The following is a 17,940-nucleotide window of genomic DNA, read 5'->3' as shown; positions in this document are numbered from 1 at the left end:
CCGTAGGAAATATTTATGGTACGGCATAATAAGTAAGGAACAATAAAGAAGATTATTATGCTGGCCTTTCATTAAAATTTAAGTATTATTAAAAGTTAACGTTGTAGTAGGTGTTAAACTTTCTCTAGTATTATCTACTTCCTGAGTAACTGCAAAAAGACGATTAGCGGCGTAATTTAGCTCAGATGAAGAGGTCGTGGTTTGCGTTGTTGGGCTAGTTGAAGTTATTGGGCTAGTATATTGTGATACGGCTGTCAGCTGCCCTTGCGATGGTTTATCTGCCGACTCTACATTCTTTCTTTTTTGATCATTTGCCCAAACAAAGTTAATATTTTTATCATGTTCTTTATGAGACTCATGAGTAGAGAGTAGGGTTTCTGGAAAATAACTAATTAATGGTATATCACCTTTTCTATATATATCTGTGCGGGTAGCACGTAGATTGAGGGTAATGTCTTTTAAAGGTTCCCCTAATAAATTTTTTACCTGTGAGCCAGTTAAGGATGTATGGCATTCACCACTGTAAGAGTAATCCGGATCGAGAGTAATACCTTTCGATTTAAGTAAAGGTATTACAGGAAATTTGTCCTGCATACGCGTAATCCACCTGAAGTTATCATTATGCATGGTTATAGCGCCAGCACTCAAGGGCCAAGTAATGATAATTTGTAGTGGCTGTTGATTAGAAGGAGTGCCATAATGACCATTAAAAACTAGGTAACCATGTGTTGAGCCATCATTGCTTACATTATCTTTAATTGCTCTCTTCTGACTTAAAAATGATTGTCGTTCTGACTGTGGTGTACATGCACCTACGACATTTCCTTGATCATTTAATACAAAAACACTGTATTGACAGAGCTTAAGATCTTGTTCATAAAAAGGAATCAGGGGCTGCTCATTATCATTATTTGATTCTTCTTTTGCTGCTTCTATGCTGGCTGTATTAAAATTAATATTCTTGTTTTTAAAAGCTGCTTTCTCCGTCTGTATTACAGGTGGTGCTTCGTTTACTTGCGTGCAGAGGGTTTCGCTGAGCTGTGTGTCCAGTGTATTGCTTGGCTTTGGATCAGGTGTTTTGCCTGGCTGTGTACTAGTATTATCTGACGTAAGTGAAGCGGGCGTATTAGTACTAGAGTCTACTGATTCGAACAACTTTTTCATTATAAAATTAACTAATAATCGCTTTTAATTCATCTTAACAGTTTAAAATTAAGGAAAAATTAACTCCAATAGTTGGTGAATAAAAAAAAATTAGTTAGTATATTTTTTGGTTAAAAATTATAGTTTTAAAGATTGAATTTATAAGATATACATAGCTTTTAATTTATAGTTGTTTATATAATTCAACAGATTAATTAAATTGAAGTGATTGAAATGGCTTTTTTAGAAAATAAGTATCCTATTGGGAAGCTTAATGCGTCGGGATTAATTGAAGTTGCTAAAGATACATTTATTTATTATGAGCAACGAGGTAACCCTAAGGGCCCGGCTGTCGTTTATAATCATGGTGGGCCAGGTGGCGCCTCTAGACCACAATGTAGTCAATGGTTTGATCCTGATTATTATAATATCATCCTTTATGATCAACGAGGAACAGGGCAGTCCCAACCGTCGGTAGGTAAGCAAACAGCCGAACCAAAACAATTTGGCGAGTTAACTATTGCTGATATGGCCCAAGACTTAGATACCTTAAGAAGGGCTTTGAATATTAAACAATGGTTAGTTTTTGGCGGCTCGTGGGGTTCGACTCTTTCTTTATATTATGCTACCCAGTATCCGCAGTATGTTACCGGCCTTATTATTTATGGTATTTTTTTAAATACGATGGCGGAAATGGATGTTTATTATAACGAAACGCTTTTTAAAGAACGTTTTCCAGGGCTTGGTGAAGAAGCTTTTTCTCTTTTACTTTCTTATGCTAACATTAAAGGTCAAAAAATTGATCCCAATTCTTCCCAAAGTTTTGTAGAAGCTTATTATCAATTATGTGTTAATGAGAATGACTCTAAGGCACAATATTTATGGACTATGTTTGAGGGTTTTAATGATAATCCTACAGAAGAATCATTAAAGAATTTAAAAAATATTCCAGAAGAAATTGAACCTATTACGCGAACACTGGCAGTTTTTGAAAGTACCCTTTTTAGACTCGCTTACAGTGATTTAAATCTTTTAAGCGCAGAGCTATTAATAAATCTGCAGAATATTGATATTCGTATTGTACAAGGGATGGATGATACTGAAGCGCCGCCTATTTTTGCGCAGAAGTTAGTAGATGCTTTATTAAAAATAAAGCCTGATTTATGGTATCGGTTTGTTGATGGCAAGCATGATCCCAACTCCTCTGACAAGTTAGTGCAAACATTGCTTGAATGTACAAATGATTTTAAGAGCAAAACTAATTTAGCTAACGCTCGGCAATTTCTAAACTCAGTTACTCATTTACTTCCCCAAAGCTTATTTAGTTTGCGTAATAAGGATAAAAAGGAAGTTATTGAACAAGAAAAAGCAAAGTTTTCTATACAGTAGAGAACTTAAACTTAAAATACACAAGTAAATTAGGCAGGATAATAAAAAACAAGAATGTTGCAATCATTAATTCATTTAAAACAATTTATTAATCGGCCTATTCCCTTTCTACATCAACAATGGTTAATGCAAGGTGACTTAGCTTCTATACAGCTTGGCTATAAAAAGCTTTTTGTTATTACTGAGCCTAACTTAACTAAAGCAATTCTTACTGATGACAATTATCAAAAATGTCGTTTAATCTTTGATAAAATTATCCCAGTTACTGGAAGAAAGGGTATTGTACAGTTGGAAGGAGAGGCTTGGGAAGCAGTTCGCAAGTTGACTCAGCCTAATTTTCATCGGGTTGCTTTAGAGAATTACTTACAAATTTTTGAAAAAAATATTACAAATTTACACCTGTCTAAACACCAAGGCAGCGAAGTTGATTGTTTTGGGATAATGGCTAATTATGCTTTAGGTAGCATAATAAATATTGTTTTAGGAATTGATTATGATACCTCTGCACACAATATAGCCAGGTCTTTTATTTTGTTAAATCAACAATGCGGTAAGAAATTACGCACACTTTTCGATTGGCCAACTTGGATACCCACACCAACTAATCGATTTATAAATAAAACGAGAGGAGAGTTAATTTCTGCTATAAAAAATCTAAGCTATACAGCTAATCCTAATCATTGCCCCTTCTATACGTCTTTAACTAAATTAAATTCAAAGAGCTTATTGCTTGATCAATTAACTACCTTTTTATTTGCTGGTTTTGAAACAACAGCAGCTTCTTTAGCTTTTACGTTTTATCTTTTAAGTAAACATCAAGAGGTACAAGCTAAAGTTTATCAAGAAGTAAAACAAGTTTTAACTGGGAATCCTTTAATTACATTAGGATCATTAAAATCCTTAAAATATACCCAAGCTGTTTATCAAGAAAGTTTAAGGCTTTATCCACCGGCTTGGATCTTAGCTCGTGAAGTTAAAAAATCTACTCGTTTAAATGGGCACAACTTGAAACCGGGTAATATCATCTTAATTAATATTAGAGATTTACATCGACATCCAGATTATTGGTCACGCCCTAATATGTTTTACCCAGAGCGCTTTATCACGCACTCAATTGATCATAAGTATGTTTATATTCCTTTTGGTATGGGAAAACGAATTTGTAGCGGCTATCAATTAACAATGATTGAAGCAGTGTATTTAATAGCAAAACTTATTTTTGATTTCCAATTTGAATTAACTGAATGTGATTCTTTAAAAACACAAGCTATGATAACGCAACATCCTAAATCGACAATTAAACTGGTAATTAACAAACGATGAAAGCAACTTGGAAAATTGTAGAGTCTGTAATTAATCAATACTATAGTTTAGGATTTAAACGAAACAAGGTTTTATTTACGGAGTTTTTACCTAAAGGATATACTAAGGTCACTTTAGATACCGTTTTGCCAGCCTATTGGCAGGATTTAATTAATATTAAAATTTTGCTAGGTATTTTTATTACTCTTTATGATGATTTTGTCGATAATCCAAATTATGTCAATCCAAAGTTAATAAACGAACTAGTAAAACTTCCTTTAACTAGTCCCACTATAGATAAGAGCAATTTAACTGAATTTGAACTAACAGTACTTGCTTTTGCTGAAAATATATTTACCCAGATTATCGCTTTTTTGCGCTCTTTACCTAATTTTATTCTTCTTAAGCCATTATTCTATTTTGATGTTGAGCAATTTTTTAATGGACTTAAATACGCTCAATTAATAAGGCATGTTCCTTTAATGGCGAATGAAGTGGAATATCTATGTTATCTGCCACATAACATGGGCATTATTATTGCCGGGATGATGGACTTAATGGCTGTAGCTTATTTAGATATGAAAGAACTTGGCTTAATGCGAGAATTTTTCTAGTTTGCGCAGCGGTTTAGTAATATTTGTAACACCTTAACCACGCTTGAAAGAGAGCTAGCAGAAAACGATTACAGTAATGAAGTAATACTTATTGCTTCCAAGCAAAGCAATAACTCCTCCCTTATCGAAAGTTACGCCTATGCTAAAGAGAAATTAACTAATGAGCGCGCAAACATTCTTAAGCAGCTTGTTTTTTTTAAAGCAAACACTTTTTCTACTTTAGAATATATTAAAGGCTTAGAATATTTACAATCACTTCATCACGCTATGCAAGGACTAATCTAATGAGGCGCGTAGCTATTTTAGGCGGTGGTTTTGCTGGTCTTTGTGTAGCACAAAGATTGGCTAATAGTAAAGCACAAATTTTTATTATTGATCAATATTGGTTAGACAATAATAAAAGACGCGGTATTCCTCAAGCTAATCATTTGCATGTGCTACTACTAGAAGGGCAGAGGCTATTAGAAAGCTTATTTCCAGGTATTTTAAAAGAATTACTTACTGCAGGCGCAACTCTTGTTGATTGGGCAAATGATACGTATTGGCAAGGACCTTATGGTTTATATCCTCGTTATTCATCACCAATTAAAACTTTGCTGTTTAGCCGCCGCTTGCTTGATGAAATTATTTATTATCGAATAATCCATTCAAACAGAAAAGTTGTATTTATTAAAGGTAAAGTGACCCGTCTTATTTGTGCTAAAAAAAAAATTGTAGCTGTTAAATATCTGGCAAAGCAAAAAATTTATCAATTAGATGCAGATTTATTTATTGAATGCCGAGGACGTGGGTCAAACTTAGCAACCTTACTAAGCGAGAGTTTATTCCAAGTCAAAAAGAAAAAGGTGGAAAATACGATGCAGTACTTATCTATTAAACTACCTAAATCATATATTAATTTACCTAATTGTAAGCAGTTTTATCTGCAAGCTGATAAAAAGAAGCAACCGTTAGGGATTGTTATTTCACCTATTGAAAATGATCATTATATTTTGACTTTTATTGCAACGGTTAAAGATACCTTTAACCATATCAAAACGATAGACAACTTATTAGCTTTAATAAAAAGCATGTCATTATCCAATGTAATTAGCCAAAAGGTAGATGTAACGAAATTTTATATTTTTAGAAAATTAAGTAATGAAAAAAAATATTTTAGCCAGTTGAAATTAGCTAATCTTTTAGTCATTGGCGATGCCGTCTGTTACTTAAATCCAGTTTATGGGCAAGGTATGACAATAGCATTAAAGCAAATTTTTACTATCGATAAGAGCTTAAATAAACCTTATTTAAGACAGCAAAAGCAAATTGAGCACAAAAGTAGATTGGCTTGGTGGTTAGCCATTAGCGAAGATCTGCGTTGGCAGAGAAATAAAATGCCTATTATTTATTGTATTAATAAATTGCTCACGTTAGGGTTAAGCATGGCAACTAGAAGTATGACTATACATTCTTTATTTTTAAGAATCTTGCACATGAATTTATGGCCACGAAACTTTAAAATCCACTCTAGTTTAAACAGGGAAGAGGAATGTTAATCTTACATCAGTATCCAAGTATTTGGGGTTTATCAAGTTTATCCCCTTTTTGTATTAAAGTTGAAACTTATCTACAAATGGCTTCTCTACCATATAAAATTGTTATTCAAAATAATCCGGGACGTGGCCCAAAAGGTAAATTTCCAGTATTAGAAGATAAAGGCCAACTTATTGCAGATTCTTCTTTTATTGTTGATTATCTTAACAAGCATTACAGTCTTTCAATGGCAACTTCTGAACCAACTGCGCTGGCAATGCAGCGTATGATTGAAGAGCATCTATATTTTATAATTCTTTATTCAAGATGGGTTGATAAAGCTGGAGTTAAAAAAATTAATACAGATTTTGCCCAATTTTTTCCTAAACCTTTAGCTTCCTTAGCATTATCCTGGATAAGAAAACAATTAACTAAACAGGCTTTTATGCAAGGCATTGCTAGACATAGTAAAGAAGAAGTTTACGCGTTAGGTATTAAAGATATTGAAGCAATAGCTGCTTGGTTAGGAAATAAGGATTATTGTTTAGGTCATGCATTTAAAGCAATCAATGCTACAGTATACGCATTTATGCAAACCATCCTATTAACGCCATTAGAAAATCCTTTAAAAAGAGCGTTAGAAACGCAAGATAATTTAGTTCATTATTGTCAACGTATTCAACATTATTTAATGATGAATAGAGTTTAGGTATGGAGAAAGTACTTTCTCATAAAAAAAAATTGATAGCTGAATTGGGTAATATTTCTGATACAAAAATTCTTGATTATGGATGTGGTAGGGGAGATTTTATAGAATTATTACTTTTAGAATCCAATCGACCCAAAAAAATTTTTGCCGTCGATTCAAACAAAGAGACTATTAAAAAAATTCAAACTGACTTTTCTAAGTATGTTGCTGATGGCATTTTAGTTACCGAAGTTTGTACAAGCCCTGCAGAGCTGCAGGGAAATAGTTTTGATAAAATAATTTGTCATAATGTTTTAGAATGCGTAAGCGATAAATTAGAATTTATTAATAATTGTTTTACGCTTTTAAAACCTCATGGCATTCTTCTTCTTTCTCATCATGATTTTGATTCAGCAATTTATAATAGCCAATATAAAGAATTAACACGTGACCTGATCCATTATTTCGCCGATACACAACAATCATGGCAAGAAAACTGTGATGGGCAGATGGGCCGGAAAATTCCTGGGCTTATGGCAGCAAGCTTTTTTAATAAGCAATTCAATTGTAAAACATGGCGCATTGTAGAGCGTAGTTTTCAGGCAGATTGTTATGGATTTTTGATGGCTAATATGTTAATTGATATTGGCAAAGGTGTTTTTGACCCGCAGCTCTTACACGCCTGGATTAATGATTTAGAGTTAAAAAGTCAAGCTCGCGATTATTATTTTGCTATTGACTTGGTTTTGGCGATTTGTGAGAGAAAAATTTAAATATATTTGATGAATCGCCAGAAATTTTGTTTGATTTAATTTAAAGGCTGTAGCTATGCTGACTGCTATTATCATTTGATTTAAGCGTTCCTTAATAGTGTTAGCTTAAAGATTCTGTCATTTCCTCGCAGGCGGAAATCTATCTTAATACTCGCACAGGACTACTTAAAACTAGCTTCTAGGCTACGCGAAAATGATAGAGCTGTACTTAAGTTGACGCTGTGAACTTTTACCGTTTAATAACGACCGCTTGGCCATTGAGGTTTCTGATAATTATTAGATCTGTTCTGCCTTGTAATTCATCAACATATTCACGTATTCCGTTAGTTGAGAAAAAACCATAATCATCAAATACAACAATAGCGCCCTGAGTCAATCTAGGAAAAAGCCACTCAAAGGCATCACGTGCACTTTGGTAAACGTCAACATCAATATGGGCAAATTTAAATAAATACTTTTCAAGTTCAGCGCCTGTTTCTTCTGGAAAAATTCCCGGAAGAATAGTCACATTTTGTAATTGCATGCGTTTCACTAACTCTGCAACTACCTGCTCATTGCTTGCCAATTCCCCGCCACGATAAAAAAGATCACGCGAACTTGCTTTAACGACGCCACTAAAAGTATCACATAGAAATACCTTTGTTTCTTTATTATTTTGCGCCAAACTAGAAGCAATTAAGCATCCTGATCCACCCTGCCAAGAGCCGACTTCGATAGCATGTCCCGGAAGATTAGTCACTTGATTGGCAAGCTGCCAAATTTCGTATAATCGCATATTATCTAATAAGGTGTAGGATTTCACAGCTTGCATGACTTTAAGAAATTGCTTATCAATATGCCAGGGGCTGTAAGTAGCATTGGAAATTAAAGTTGAATGTTCAGGATAATACCGAAGCTTAGGTACCAAAAGCTTAAGAAAAAAGTGAAGCACTTTTGCAATGAGCTGTCTTAAATTACTGCTAGCTCTTGCTTTCCAAGGAGTACTATTTTGCAATATCTTTGCCATAATAAGTTAACTTATCTATTATTGTTTTAAACTAAGCGCTTCCATCTCCATAGTATTCATTAAAGTCAGCTATTTATCAAACTTAAGTGAATTTGAATCTATAAAGCAGTAATACCTTGGCTAAAAGACAATTATTTAAGATTTGTTTTAAGAGAAATCTAAAATGAATTATTATTGATAACAATTATTTTTGTTATGTTAAATACCCTATGTTAAATCAAATGCAGAGAGCTCTTATAAAGAATATCGTTGAGATTGAATTTGAATCAAATTTAGGCGAAGGAAAAGAACAAGTAGTATTTAATACTGCCCTAAAAAAATTACTTGATGACCAGGAATTAAGTTCAGATGAACTTAGAAGCCTTGGAAATATAATTTATCGACAACATTGTAACCCTGCAGTCTGCTTAAGAGGAATTAGATTAACAGCAATTGAAAAAAAAGAGGCTTCACTTTTATTTCGCGTACATTTATTAATGTGTCTCTTAGAGCAATTTAATAAAGAAGATAATGTTATACATCAGCTATTTGATTTAGATTGGTTTAAACAACAACGAGATAAGCTTGTTAATGAGGCAAAAACACAATTACCCTTTAGTTTTGATTTAGAAAAAGCAATTGAGCAAACGTCAATTATTTATATCTTTGCAATTCTAGTTTCCGGAGTCATTGCCTATTCTCCTCTACTATATTATAGCAATGATGAAAACTTTCTTAATGAAGTAGGGTTACCTAGTGATGCACTAATCAATTGCTTGAATATTGCTTTTGTATTATTTGCAGCTAGCGGGATTAATCTAGCCCATGTGCCTAGTTATTATCGCCAATCAAATACTTTTTTTAAGGAGCAGAAATCAATTGAAACAAATTTTAATTTTGTCATTAAAAAATTAACTAGCTTAATTGAAAATGATAATGAGAGTAGTGCCAATGTAAGATATACATGAATGATATAGCTCGCATAGATCTCAGTTTAAAGCAAGCAAATTTTTGTTAGATGATAATCTCACATTTTTAATAAAAAATGGGATGGTACTGTTGTTTATTTTTCAGCTGGATACAGCAAAAAGATGGAAAATATAAATGAACAGCGAGGTCATTTTATCCCTAAAACTGAAGTTTAACTAGCCTAGCTAGAATATTAAGACGATTGTTTATCGCCAGAGCTTTTTTTATTAATTAACTTTTTAAAGGTTTCTGTGCAGACTGGCTTTTCGCCTCGTGTAGCAAAATAGTTAAGTGGTGTAAGAATAGCAATATCAATGTTTAAAGCGGGGCATAAAGTTACCCATTGGGCAAAACACTGTTGATCCATTTCATGAAGACCATAGCCTCTACTTGAATTTCCCAGCTTACAATAGGCAATAGAAGAAACAGCATCTTTCAATAAACCTTTTTTTAATTGACTCTCTAGAAACATAAAGCGCGTACCACAATATATAACCGCCTTTTCTAAACCTTTCTCATATTGAAAGAAAAATTCAGGACTATTAATTTCACTTTGATGAAGTCGCCTATCTATTTGGGAAATTCTACCCTGAGCAAAATCTTGGTAGAACCAAATTAACCTACGGATTGCAATAGCAGTGTTTAATTTTACCTTCCTTGGAGTTGCGGCACCTTCTTTACCCTCTAGTAAAGCAGTATCATAGAATTCATTTTGGGCTAAGCGAAATGCATTAAATAATCTGTCTGCCGAAGTTTGAGCCAAACCAAAGTTAGTTTGGTAGGTAAAATGAATATACTTTTGTTTCGTAAGGGTTAAGATTTTTCGCCAGTGCTCTAAATTAGTTTCAGAATTATAAGTGGAAAGTGAGTGACCTTTCATATCAGTAATACTCGTTGAATCACCACTACTTTCTTTAACAATCATTGCCAATACATGTGCCCATTGTTGCGCAATGTGTTCATCAAAATAAATATTTTGTGCATTGGCTATGTATTGCTGAATAATAAAATGCTGAAAAATTAATAACCTAAGGTTAGAATCTATGGCTGAGCATTGTTTATCTTGTTCTTCTCTTACTACATCATTCGCCTGCTTAATTGATGTGGCAAGTTGTTCATCATTTGGCAAACCTAGCAAATCAGGAAGCCAGCCCCCATCTATTGGATCCTTAGAGAGAGACAAATGTACATGATCTGCCAGTGATGGCGGAGCATATTCTTCAAGTTTTGGAGCAGTAGAGGTTGTTACTTTAGATAAAAAAATAAGAATTACTGCTAGGATATAACGTCTTATCATAACGTTTATTATAATGCAGTTTTAAACATTATGTTTATTTTTTATACTTTTGTAAGTAATGGAACATAAATTTTTATTTTATTTTTAATAACTTAACTTAATAAACTTAAAATTTTTAGAACTAACTATTTTGTCTGTAATTCTACTCTTTAAAATTTGATAAATATTGCTCTGCTTTTATATTGCTGCAGGGCTAGATTGATTTATGAAGTGCTTAGCTTGTAGACAAAATGGTTTTGAGCAAATAGCAAACTATTAGCAAATCCATTTGCATTAATTATGGATTATACCGCTAGGTCTTTAACCTACCTTATTAGCGGATTTAAATCACAACTTACTGGAAAGTAGCAGTGGGCATAGAAGTTTGGTTGTCTTTTTTACTAGAGTCTTCTGGTAACGCGAATACACCAAGCTGACTTGCTGCTTTTGCGCTACCAGGTGATAAAGAGCTTATTATTTTATTTTCTGCAAAAGATTTTTTATCATCAAGCAACGTATTGCCTTTACTATCGGTAATAGTTAAATGCAGGGTTTCATTATTTTTATATTGACCTGGCTTTAATGCAACAAATTGTCCCGACATATCGTAAGAACGAAGATACTCTTCTGAACTAGGAGCCAGATTAGAGCTATATAGAACTTCAAGACGGCAGGTAAATAAATCGCGCGCTGCTGCCCATTCCTGCAATTTACCTTTCTGAGATAATGCTTCTGTAAAGTCGATTGTATCTGTATAGAGGATAGCAGAGGCAAATTTTTCAGCGACTTTATGCAAAATATCTGGCTGCGTTGTACCATAGCTTAAAATGAAAAATTTATTGCGCACAGGAATTAAAGAGGAGCTTTTTTCTATAGCTGACAGTGTTTTTTCCAGCGCTTTTACTTCATCATTCTCAGTTCCTACCGTATTTTCACCATCAGTAAATAATAAGACATTATTATGTTGTGTTGATTGAGACAAGGCAATTAACTGATCGGCGACTGTTCCAAACAATCTAGTTGTGCCAGTAGCAATTAAATTATTAATATCTTCAGAGAGTTGGGAAAAATCTGCCTTCTTATAACTACCCATTCCTATTTTTTTTGTCTCGTTGTTAAACTCAGTAATGTTAATGGCTGCATCGGGTTGAAATTGAAATAAAGCATCGGCAAATTCAATCACACTCTTTTTTAACTTAGCCAAACGTTCTCTATTCATACTCGAGCTTGTATCTAAAACAAAATGATAAGTAGGTGGGGTGAGTGCATTAGGAACAAAAAAGTAAGGTGTCACTTTAAGTTTATCTTCACTTATTTTTTTCTGTGCATAAAAGACTTTTTTATTTTCAAAAGAGTCTGAGTGAGCAAAGAGTAACGGTGTTTTCCCATCAATTAAAATAAGTTCTTGTTTATAGTCTTTTAGAAATTCCTTTATGTTGAATTTTAACTTTTCACCTTCAATACTCATATACTTATAATTTAAAGAATTAAATAGTGGCGCATAAGCAGCAGATGGAAGTGGGATATTTAAGGCTTCCTGTTCTTCGTCAAGTGTGTATTCAAGGCCAGATATTTGTAAAACACTTAAAACAGCTAAGCAGGATTTTTTGTGTGTTTCGACCATGGCATCGTCAGAGCAGGTTGCCTGAGAAATCTCATTAGCGATTAGCTCAGCAATACTTGCTCGCTTGATAGCAGGTTTTATAGAATTTTTGTGTAAGAGAGCTTGCAAATTCGCCGCAAGCTTTTCACTTTCTTGGATGTTTTTTGAAGCAAAAATGATACGCTCATCTTTGCAAACAACTTCATTATTAGTTAAATCAAGACTCATAGCTTGCAATAACTCTACCATATTTTTAGTGCGTAATGCATTATTTACAAGATGTCCCATAAACCTACCTTATTGTTAAAAAAAATACATAATGATTGGCATAATACACATAATAAAAAAAAGGTAAATAAGTTTTAAAACACCTCGTAAGGAATATTAAGCAAGAAATTGAGCCTAATTTTTTTATAAATTTAACCCCTCTTTTGGAATTTAGAGATACCTTTTTCAACTTGTACTTAGAAAGTAGGGTATTTATAGTAAAGAGCAATGATTTAAACAGAGTAAAACTTAAATCAGTTAATAATTATGGAAATTAAACCTAAGTGGTACTTTTTTAGACCTCATGATAGGATTTTATCTCCATAGTAAAAGGTAGATAAACCCTTTGCTTATGCGATGCTTTATCAAAGATAAGTGAATTACTTTGTTTTATTGCAGTAGGTTCAGGTCACCTGAATATTATTTACAAATTTTTATCACCTGTTAATATAATGGACCTAATGATTTAATTTGAACCTTATGATTAACTTAACAGATGAAATTAAAAAATATCCTTTAGTTGAATCCTTTCTAGCTAATAATCGCGTAAGTAAGATGGAATTATTAACTTTATTGTATAGGATAAATTATATAACCTTTTTCAGCTTACAAGTTACGGAAAAATATTCCTTAAATACATGTAACCTAGTACAGTTTCTAAGCCTTATCAATCATAAAGACGGATTAAACTATTTAAGCGCAACGATATCTAAGCAATATTTTCAAAGCATGTTGGAAGCAGCGAACTGTTTTGCGTTTCGAGTAGCCGCTAGCCAAGGGTATTTAGAAGTAATCCAATGCTTAGCTACCCAAGCACCTAAACTTTTGCCTGAGATGATAAAAGCATTAAGCTATGAGGCTTTTCGCGCAGCAGCTAGTCAGGGTCATCTAGATATAGTCCAATATTTAGCTTCACAGGCTCCTGAACTATTATCGGAGATGATAAAAGCAGAAAACTACTTTGCCTTCCGGGAAGCAATCGCCAACAATCATTATCATGTAGCTAATTATTTGCTATGTGCAGATAAAACACATGCCACTGATCTCTACGCATTATTATCAGCAGAGCAAAAGAAAGCGCTAACTGCTGAACGTTTTACTACCAGTGTTGCCGATCATTGGTTAAACCAAAACTTGCCCAAAGACCTCACTAACATAATATTAAGTCAGGCAGGTCATGGCCATACCTTTTTTAAACCGGTGACAACAGTATACCCTGATAAACAAAAATTAGAGTTTGCTTATCAATTAACGCATGATGTTATGAGATAGTGAACAAAACTTGATTGTGCGCTGATTCATCAAAACCTACTTAATTATAATTCTTTTGTATACTTAAATTATTAAAAATTACAAAGCAATTTAGCTTCGCTATATGGAAATACAAAAGCGTTTAAATTAATGAGTAATTAAATTGACAAATAAGCTAAAAAACTTAATTCTTGAAAACAATTTAAACAAGTTTTTTCTCGAATCCATAGGAAGTATAATATCTTTGGTATTTAGCTTAGTTGTTTTAACATCTATTTTATACATGGCAGGCTTTCTTAAAGCTACAGGCATTTCGCTTGATATATTGCCTACTTCCTTTTTAGATATAATAGGGGCCTTGATGAAATTCTCTCCGGATATAATTGGAGAGTTTATGCCCGTAATAATAGGCTATTTCTTTTTTGAGGTAATTTATTTTTGGAATACTGGAACTAATAGTACGCAAGAAAAAAAACAGTATTCAAATTTTAGTAAAGAACTTGGGTTTTTTATCCTATCTTCTTTATTAGTAATCATTGGATTTGTAATATATTACTTTACTTCTAATCGTTCATTATTATTAATTTTTCTCTACTATGCATTAATTGGCCTTATTATATTTTTATGGGCATTGCTTGCGAATAATAAAAAATTTATAGATAAATATGGCAGTATTATGTTACATATCCTTTTTTTATTTATCTTTTCCTTAATTTATTTTGTAAAAGGATTTACAGACGGCCTTGATGCCAATTTTTATGAGAAAAGGCCTATATCTATATATATGAATAAAGTATGGCAACCGGCGTATTTTATCTATTTATTAGATAGAGGTATTATTTTAAGGATAAATAATAAAGTTGAGTTTATTGATAATAAGTTAATAGAAAAAATTAGATATAATTAATACGCTATAAAGTAAATAAAAAATAAATATCATTGCAGTGAATACTTAATTCCACATTAGATTTTTGGAAATCGTTAATGCCGAGAACGATCAATTAAAAAAAGCGCTAAGAAAGTGCAGTTTACAATAGAGTAAATGAGTATTTTCAAAGTGCTTTTTTCTTTTGAGTTTGGCTAACAAAGGCAGTTTTTAAGAAAGTCGATAGCTTATCAACGTTACGATGGCTTTTAAGTCGGCTAAACATTGTTAATAAAAATAAGGCGATAAATGAGTTTATTAAATCGCTAGTAACAAGGAAAAAAAATAATGCTTTTAAGTAAAGATGGGAAGGTTCTTATCAGGTTTTTTAATAGTGATATTAAGCCAAACGGTACTTTTGATATTCCAGCAAATATTGATACCATTGGTAATGGTATGTATGTCGGTTGCACTCATTTAGAAACACTGATCATTCCTCATGGTGTGACCAAAATTGGTCTTTGGGGCTTTAGTGGTTGCCGCAACTTACGAACGCTAACTCTTCCGACTAGTATTACCAAGATTAGTGATAATGCTTTTACAAATTGTAAAAGCTTAGAAGTTATCATTATTAATAGTAGAGAGCAGGATCAAATAGCACGAATTACCGCTTTACTACCTAAAGATTTACGAAATAAAGCGCTTGGCATTGAGCTAGCCCAAGAGGTTTTTCATCTGCGTAAAGTGCAACTAAATGATATTATTAATGCTCCATCTAGAAATCCACTCTTTCGATTTTTTCACTGTAATCTCAGTCAAATTGCTAAGGTTAGTGTAGAAAATGATGCCGATCCAAGTTTAGAAAAAGATTGTCCTAAACTTAAGGATAAGGTTTTTAAACGTATGAACCGCTTTCTACTTAATAAAAATCCCAATTATCAAAACGCAAAGAACACTATTCTCCACGAACCATTACCTCATAATGAAAACGAACTTGCAACTTATGAAGTAAATTTAAAAAAGATAATTGCAAGCTCTAACACCAGCGTTCAAAAAAGGTCAAAATCTATTGAATATCCTGAAAAAGAGAACAGTAATCACTATACATTTAGTTAAGAATATAAAAAGGCTTAATTTACAAAAATTAGCTAGCCTTAATGTAATGCTTTATTAAGGCTAACTTTATATTTTAAGTCTCTAATTGTCCTAGATTCGCGTGGATAACTGAACCATTAATCATAGGATTTATGGCAGAAAAATAGATTAGTTCGGCAATTTCATTGGGTTCAATAAACCGCTCAAAACTGACCTTTTGTTTTGCTAAGTTAATTAGATTTAAGTCATGGCCTAAATGTTGTTGTAACATAGCAGTGTTTGTAAACCCAGGGCAGATACATGCTGTATGAATTTTTTTCTTAGCTAAGTCTTGACAAGTAGCACGCATTAAACCAACGGTTGCATGCTTAATAGTGGTATAGCTTGCAGCATTAGGTACGGCTTTTTCTGAGAGCGTTGAACCAATATAAATAATGCTTGATCCCTCTTGCATAAAGGGAATCAAAATTTGGTTAATGATTGACGGTGATACAATAGAAACATTAAGTGCTTTTAGCAACTGCGAAGGTTTTTGATTCATGACTGTATCATTAAGATGATAGGCTGCATTATGAACTAAGCAAATAGTAGTTTTTTGCTGCAAAATTGGTTTTAATTTTTCTCTTAACTGATGCTCAAAATTAGACTCTGCTAAATCTAGATTAATATTAATGCTATTTTCTAATGAAGCTGAATTTCGCGAAATATTAATAACCTGCCAATTTTTATGCGCAAAATGAAGCCCCGTTGCATAACCAATACCTTTACTTCCACCTGTAATAATTAAGACCTGATTCATTGCTTTAAATTTCTATATTTAAAAACGACTTACTATTTTAACTTTAATTAATAGTTAATGCTTGTTAATTAAGCGTATTAGCTGAAAATAAAAGTTATTTGCTGTCATTTGTCTTTCTGTTTTCAATTTATTAAGGTTATGGATTTTTGATAGTTTTTATATAGTAGTATGGTGGAAGCTAAGCTAGCTTCCACCACGTATCAATTATTTTTTCAGTGCAGAAAAAATATTGTGCTTTAAGGCAGTGTAATTTCATTATTTTGCTTGTCTAACGAGTTTGCCGATTCTTTATTAGATTCATGAGGAATGGCAGAGTTTTTATTGTCATTAAAAAAGCTTAAAAAGCCTGGCTCTGAATTGAGCTTCGGTGTCTGTACTGTTTTAGTTAATTGTGATTCATAAAGAGCGCGAAAAGTTTTATCTGCCTGCGCTATTGAAACTACTTTGAACGCTAATTTAATAGGTAGTAATTTTTTAACTTGTGCTAGTGCTTTATCATTGTCATCTGTAAAAATAGCTTTTAACTTTGGACAATCTTCAAAAGCCCAATGACCGATGGCAATAATAGTTTGGGGAATATAGATAGCTTCTAAGTCTTTACAGGTATCAAATGCAGATTTACCAAGATGGGTAAGTTCTTTAGGGAGAATTATGCTTTTAAGCTTAGTGCAATTATAAAAAGCGCCCTCATTAATAGCCTTGACTGGTCCAAGTATAATGAGATTTTCTAAGCTAATACAGCTATGAAAGGTACAATTATTAATAGAGGTAATTCCCTCATGGAGAACGAGATTTTGTAAGTTTGTACAATTCCAAAATGCCCACGCATCAATAGATGTAACTCGTCGAGGGATAATAAGTGTGCGCAAATCAGTACATTCTTCAAATGCAGCATAGCCAATAGCTATAACGCTTTCAGGAAAGGTAAAACTGCCATCTGAATTAATATCTTCGTTAGAAACTGCTAGCAGTATTTTCCCATCTTCTGATAATTTCATAATTTTTTCTTCTCAGAGTTAATTTAAGAGCCACGCGTGTGATAGCTTCCTTTTCTATTAAGCTTGGCAAGAGTAAATTCAGTTTAATTATCATAATCAAAGTTACAAAAATTTAAACTTTATTTTTAAATAAAATACAGAGTGGCGGATTTTAAGGTTTTTAATGGGCATGTCAAGAGCATTTGTTGTAGATTTTTTCATGCTTAAATTGGCCTATTTTATGAGCTAATGATCTTGTTAGATAGCAAAAAAGTTGATTATTTGATCTAATTGATAGAATTTATTCTGTTTTTAATAAGCAAAATAATAGTGTTTGAATGATAAAAATTTAATCAAGTAGTTAATTTTAAAGAAAAAAAATTAAAAATAATTAATATTTAATGTTGCCTATTTTGTATGATTTTTAGT

Annotated in this window: 16 protein-coding genes; 10 read left to right on the top strand and 6 right to left on the bottom strand. The window is 32.7% G+C overall.

The genetic code is table 11. The features are described from left to right. Positions 1-78: 78 nt before the first annotated feature. Positions 79-1,164: a hypothetical protein gene (locus ACNVED_RS10735; RefSeq protein ID WP_419419017.1), complete on the bottom strand. Its 1,086-nt coding sequence runs from the start codon at positions 1,162-1,164 to the stop codon at positions 79-81. Between the two features lie 213 nt (positions 1,165-1,377). Here ACNVED_RS10735 and ACNVED_RS10730 point away from each other — a divergent pair, with 213 nt between their 5' ends. The 6 genes from ACNVED_RS10730 to ACNVED_RS10705 all read left to right on the top strand — a co-directional run bounded on the left by ACNVED_RS10730 (position 1,378) and on the right by ACNVED_RS10705 (position 7,424). Beyond that, a complete protein-coding gene (locus ACNVED_RS10730; protein WP_419419016.1) occupies positions 1,378-2,532 on the top strand; it encodes an alpha/beta fold hydrolase in 1,155 nt (384 codons plus the stop codon). 54 nt (positions 2,533-2,586) lie between these two features. Next, positions 2,587-3,855: a cytochrome P450 gene (locus ACNVED_RS10725; RefSeq protein WP_419419015.1), complete on the top strand. Its 1,269-nt coding sequence runs from the start codon at positions 2,587-2,589 to the stop codon at positions 3,853-3,855. Beyond that, entirely contained in the window at positions 3,852-4,448 is a 597-nt protein-coding gene (locus tag ACNVED_RS10720; protein ID WP_419419014.1) for a hypothetical protein, read from the top strand. Before ACNVED_RS10725 ends, ACNVED_RS10720 begins: the two co-directional genes overlap by 4 nt. Positions 4,449-4,732: 284 nt before the next feature. Next, positions 4,733-5,986 (top strand): FAD-dependent monooxygenase, encoded by a 1,254-nt coding sequence (locus ACNVED_RS10715; protein ID WP_419419013.1) that lies wholly within the window; start codon positions 4,733-4,735, stop codon positions 5,984-5,986. Continuing rightward, entirely contained in the window at positions 5,980-6,672 is a 693-nt protein-coding gene (locus tag ACNVED_RS10710) for a glutathione S-transferase family protein (protein ID WP_419419012.1), read from the top strand. Before ACNVED_RS10715 ends, ACNVED_RS10710 begins: the two co-directional genes overlap by 7 nt. A 2-nt stretch (positions 6,673-6,674) precedes the next feature. Then, positions 6,675-7,424, top strand: a complete 750-nt coding sequence (locus ACNVED_RS10705; protein ID WP_419419011.1) for a methyltransferase domain-containing protein — start codon at positions 6,675-6,677, stop codon at positions 7,422-7,424. Between the two features lie 229 nt (positions 7,425-7,653). Here the strand turns inward: ACNVED_RS10705 and ACNVED_RS10700 are convergent, their stop codons facing one another. After that, entirely contained in the window at positions 7,654-8,430 is a 777-nt protein-coding gene (locus ACNVED_RS10700; RefSeq protein ID WP_419419010.1) for a TylF/MycF/NovP-related O-methyltransferase, read from the bottom strand. 221 nt (positions 8,431-8,651) lie between these two features. On the opposite strand from ACNVED_RS10700, the gene ACNVED_RS10695 reads away from it, so the two are divergent. After that, positions 8,652-9,377: a hypothetical protein gene (locus ACNVED_RS10695; RefSeq protein WP_419419009.1), complete on the top strand. Its 726-nt coding sequence runs from the start codon at positions 8,652-8,654 to the stop codon at positions 9,375-9,377. A gap of 194 nt (positions 9,378-9,571) precedes the next feature. Here ACNVED_RS10695 and ACNVED_RS10690 read toward each other — a convergent pair whose 3' ends face one another. Continuing rightward, positions 9,572-10,675 carry a hypothetical protein gene (locus tag ACNVED_RS10690; RefSeq protein ID WP_419419008.1) on the bottom strand — a complete coding sequence of 368 codons (1,104 nt, stop codon included), beginning with the start codon at positions 10,673-10,675 and terminating at the stop codon, positions 9,572-9,574. Between the two features lie 334 nt (positions 10,676-11,009). Further along, positions 11,010-12,545 (bottom strand): VWA domain-containing protein, encoded by a 1,536-nt coding sequence (locus ACNVED_RS10685; RefSeq protein WP_419419007.1) that lies wholly within the window; start codon positions 12,543-12,545, stop codon positions 11,010-11,012. Between the two features lie 459 nt (positions 12,546-13,004). Here ACNVED_RS10685 and ACNVED_RS10680 point away from each other — a divergent pair, with 459 nt between their 5' ends. The 3 genes from ACNVED_RS10680 (at position 13,005) to ACNVED_RS10670 (ending at position 15,756) form a co-directional block, all read left to right on the top strand. Then, positions 13,005-13,796, top strand: a complete 792-nt coding sequence (locus ACNVED_RS10680; RefSeq protein ID WP_419419006.1) for an ankyrin repeat domain-containing protein — start codon at positions 13,005-13,007, stop codon at positions 13,794-13,796. Between the two features lie 142 nt (positions 13,797-13,938). Continuing rightward, positions 13,939-14,682 carry a hypothetical protein gene (locus tag ACNVED_RS10675; RefSeq protein WP_419419005.1) on the top strand — a complete coding sequence of 248 codons (744 nt, stop codon included), beginning with the start codon at positions 13,939-13,941 and terminating at the stop codon, positions 14,680-14,682. A 306-nt stretch (positions 14,683-14,988) separates the two neighbouring features. After that, the gene (locus tag ACNVED_RS10670; RefSeq protein WP_419419004.1) at positions 14,989-15,756 is read left to right on the top strand and encodes a leucine-rich repeat domain-containing protein; all 768 of its coding nucleotides are present in this window, start codon (positions 14,989-14,991) and stop codon (positions 15,754-15,756) included. A 73-nt stretch (positions 15,757-15,829) separates the two neighbouring features. Here the strand turns inward: ACNVED_RS10670 and ACNVED_RS10665 are convergent, their stop codons facing one another. Both ACNVED_RS10665 and ACNVED_RS10660 read right to left on the bottom strand, forming a co-directional pair. Further along, positions 15,830-16,534, bottom strand: a complete 705-nt coding sequence (locus ACNVED_RS10665) for an SDR family oxidoreductase (RefSeq protein ID WP_419419003.1) — start codon at positions 16,532-16,534, stop codon at positions 15,830-15,832. Positions 16,535-16,770: 236 nt separating this feature from the next. Then, on the bottom strand, positions 16,771-17,532 hold the full coding sequence (locus ACNVED_RS10660; protein WP_419419002.1) for a leucine-rich repeat domain-containing protein: 762 nt from the start codon (positions 17,530-17,532) through the stop codon (positions 16,771-16,773). Positions 17,533-17,940 lie beyond the last annotated feature (408 nt).

This window comes from Legionella sp. D16C41 (assembly GCF_048541585.1).
Taxonomy (GTDB): Bacteria; Pseudomonadota; Gammaproteobacteria; order Legionellales; family Legionellaceae; genus Legionella_C.
Note: the sequence above shows the minus strand (reverse complement) of the source record. Positions and strands in the feature narration are given on the sequence as shown.

What these genes read in the sequence shown, in the direction of transcription:
- ACNVED_RS10735 (WP_419419017.1), bottom strand. Translation starts at nt 1,164, where the DNA reads ATGAAAAAGTTGTTCGAATCAGTAGACTCTAGTACTAATACGCCCGCT.
- ACNVED_RS10730 (WP_419419016.1), top strand. Translation starts at nt 1,378, where the DNA reads ATGGCTTTTTTAGAAAATAAGTATCCTATTGGGAAGCTTAATGCGTCG.
- ACNVED_RS10725 (WP_419419015.1), top strand. Translation starts at nt 2,587, where the DNA reads ATGTTGCAATCATTAATTCATTTAAAACAATTTATTAATCGGCCTATT.
- ACNVED_RS10720 (WP_419419014.1), top strand. Translation starts at nt 3,852, where the DNA reads ATGAAAGCAACTTGGAAAATTGTAGAGTCTGTAATTAATCAATACTAT.
- ACNVED_RS10715 (WP_419419013.1), top strand. Translation starts at nt 4,733, where the DNA reads ATGAGGCGCGTAGCTATTTTAGGCGGTGGTTTTGCTGGTCTTTGTGTA.
- ACNVED_RS10710 (WP_419419012.1), top strand. Translation starts at nt 5,980, where the DNA reads ATGTTAATCTTACATCAGTATCCAAGTATTTGGGGTTTATCAAGTTTA.
- ACNVED_RS10705 (WP_419419011.1), top strand. Translation starts at nt 6,675, where the DNA reads ATGGAGAAAGTACTTTCTCATAAAAAAAAATTGATAGCTGAATTGGGT.
- ACNVED_RS10700 (WP_419419010.1), bottom strand. Translation starts at nt 8,430, where the DNA reads ATGGCAAAGATATTGCAAAATAGTACTCCTTGGAAAGCAAGAGCTAGC.
- ACNVED_RS10695 (WP_419419009.1), top strand. Translation starts at nt 8,652, where the DNA reads ATGCAGAGAGCTCTTATAAAGAATATCGTTGAGATTGAATTTGAATCA.
- ACNVED_RS10690 (WP_419419008.1), bottom strand. Translation starts at nt 10,675, where the DNA reads ATGATAAGACGTTATATCCTAGCAGTAATTCTTATTTTTTTATCTAAA.
- ACNVED_RS10685 (WP_419419007.1), bottom strand. Translation starts at nt 12,545, where the DNA reads ATGGGACATCTTGTAAATAATGCATTACGCACTAAAAATATGGTAGAG.
- ACNVED_RS10680 (WP_419419006.1), top strand. Translation starts at nt 13,005, where the DNA reads ATGATTAACTTAACAGATGAAATTAAAAAATATCCTTTAGTTGAATCC.
- ACNVED_RS10670 (WP_419419004.1), top strand. Translation starts at nt 14,989, where the DNA reads ATGCTTTTAAGTAAAGATGGGAAGGTTCTTATCAGGTTTTTTAATAGT.
- ACNVED_RS10665 (WP_419419003.1), bottom strand. Translation starts at nt 16,534, where the DNA reads ATGAATCAGGTCTTAATTATTACAGGTGGAAGTAAAGGTATTGGTTAT.
- ACNVED_RS10660 (WP_419419002.1), bottom strand. Translation starts at nt 17,532, where the DNA reads ATGAAATTATCAGAAGATGGGAAAATACTGCTAGCAGTTTCTAACGAA.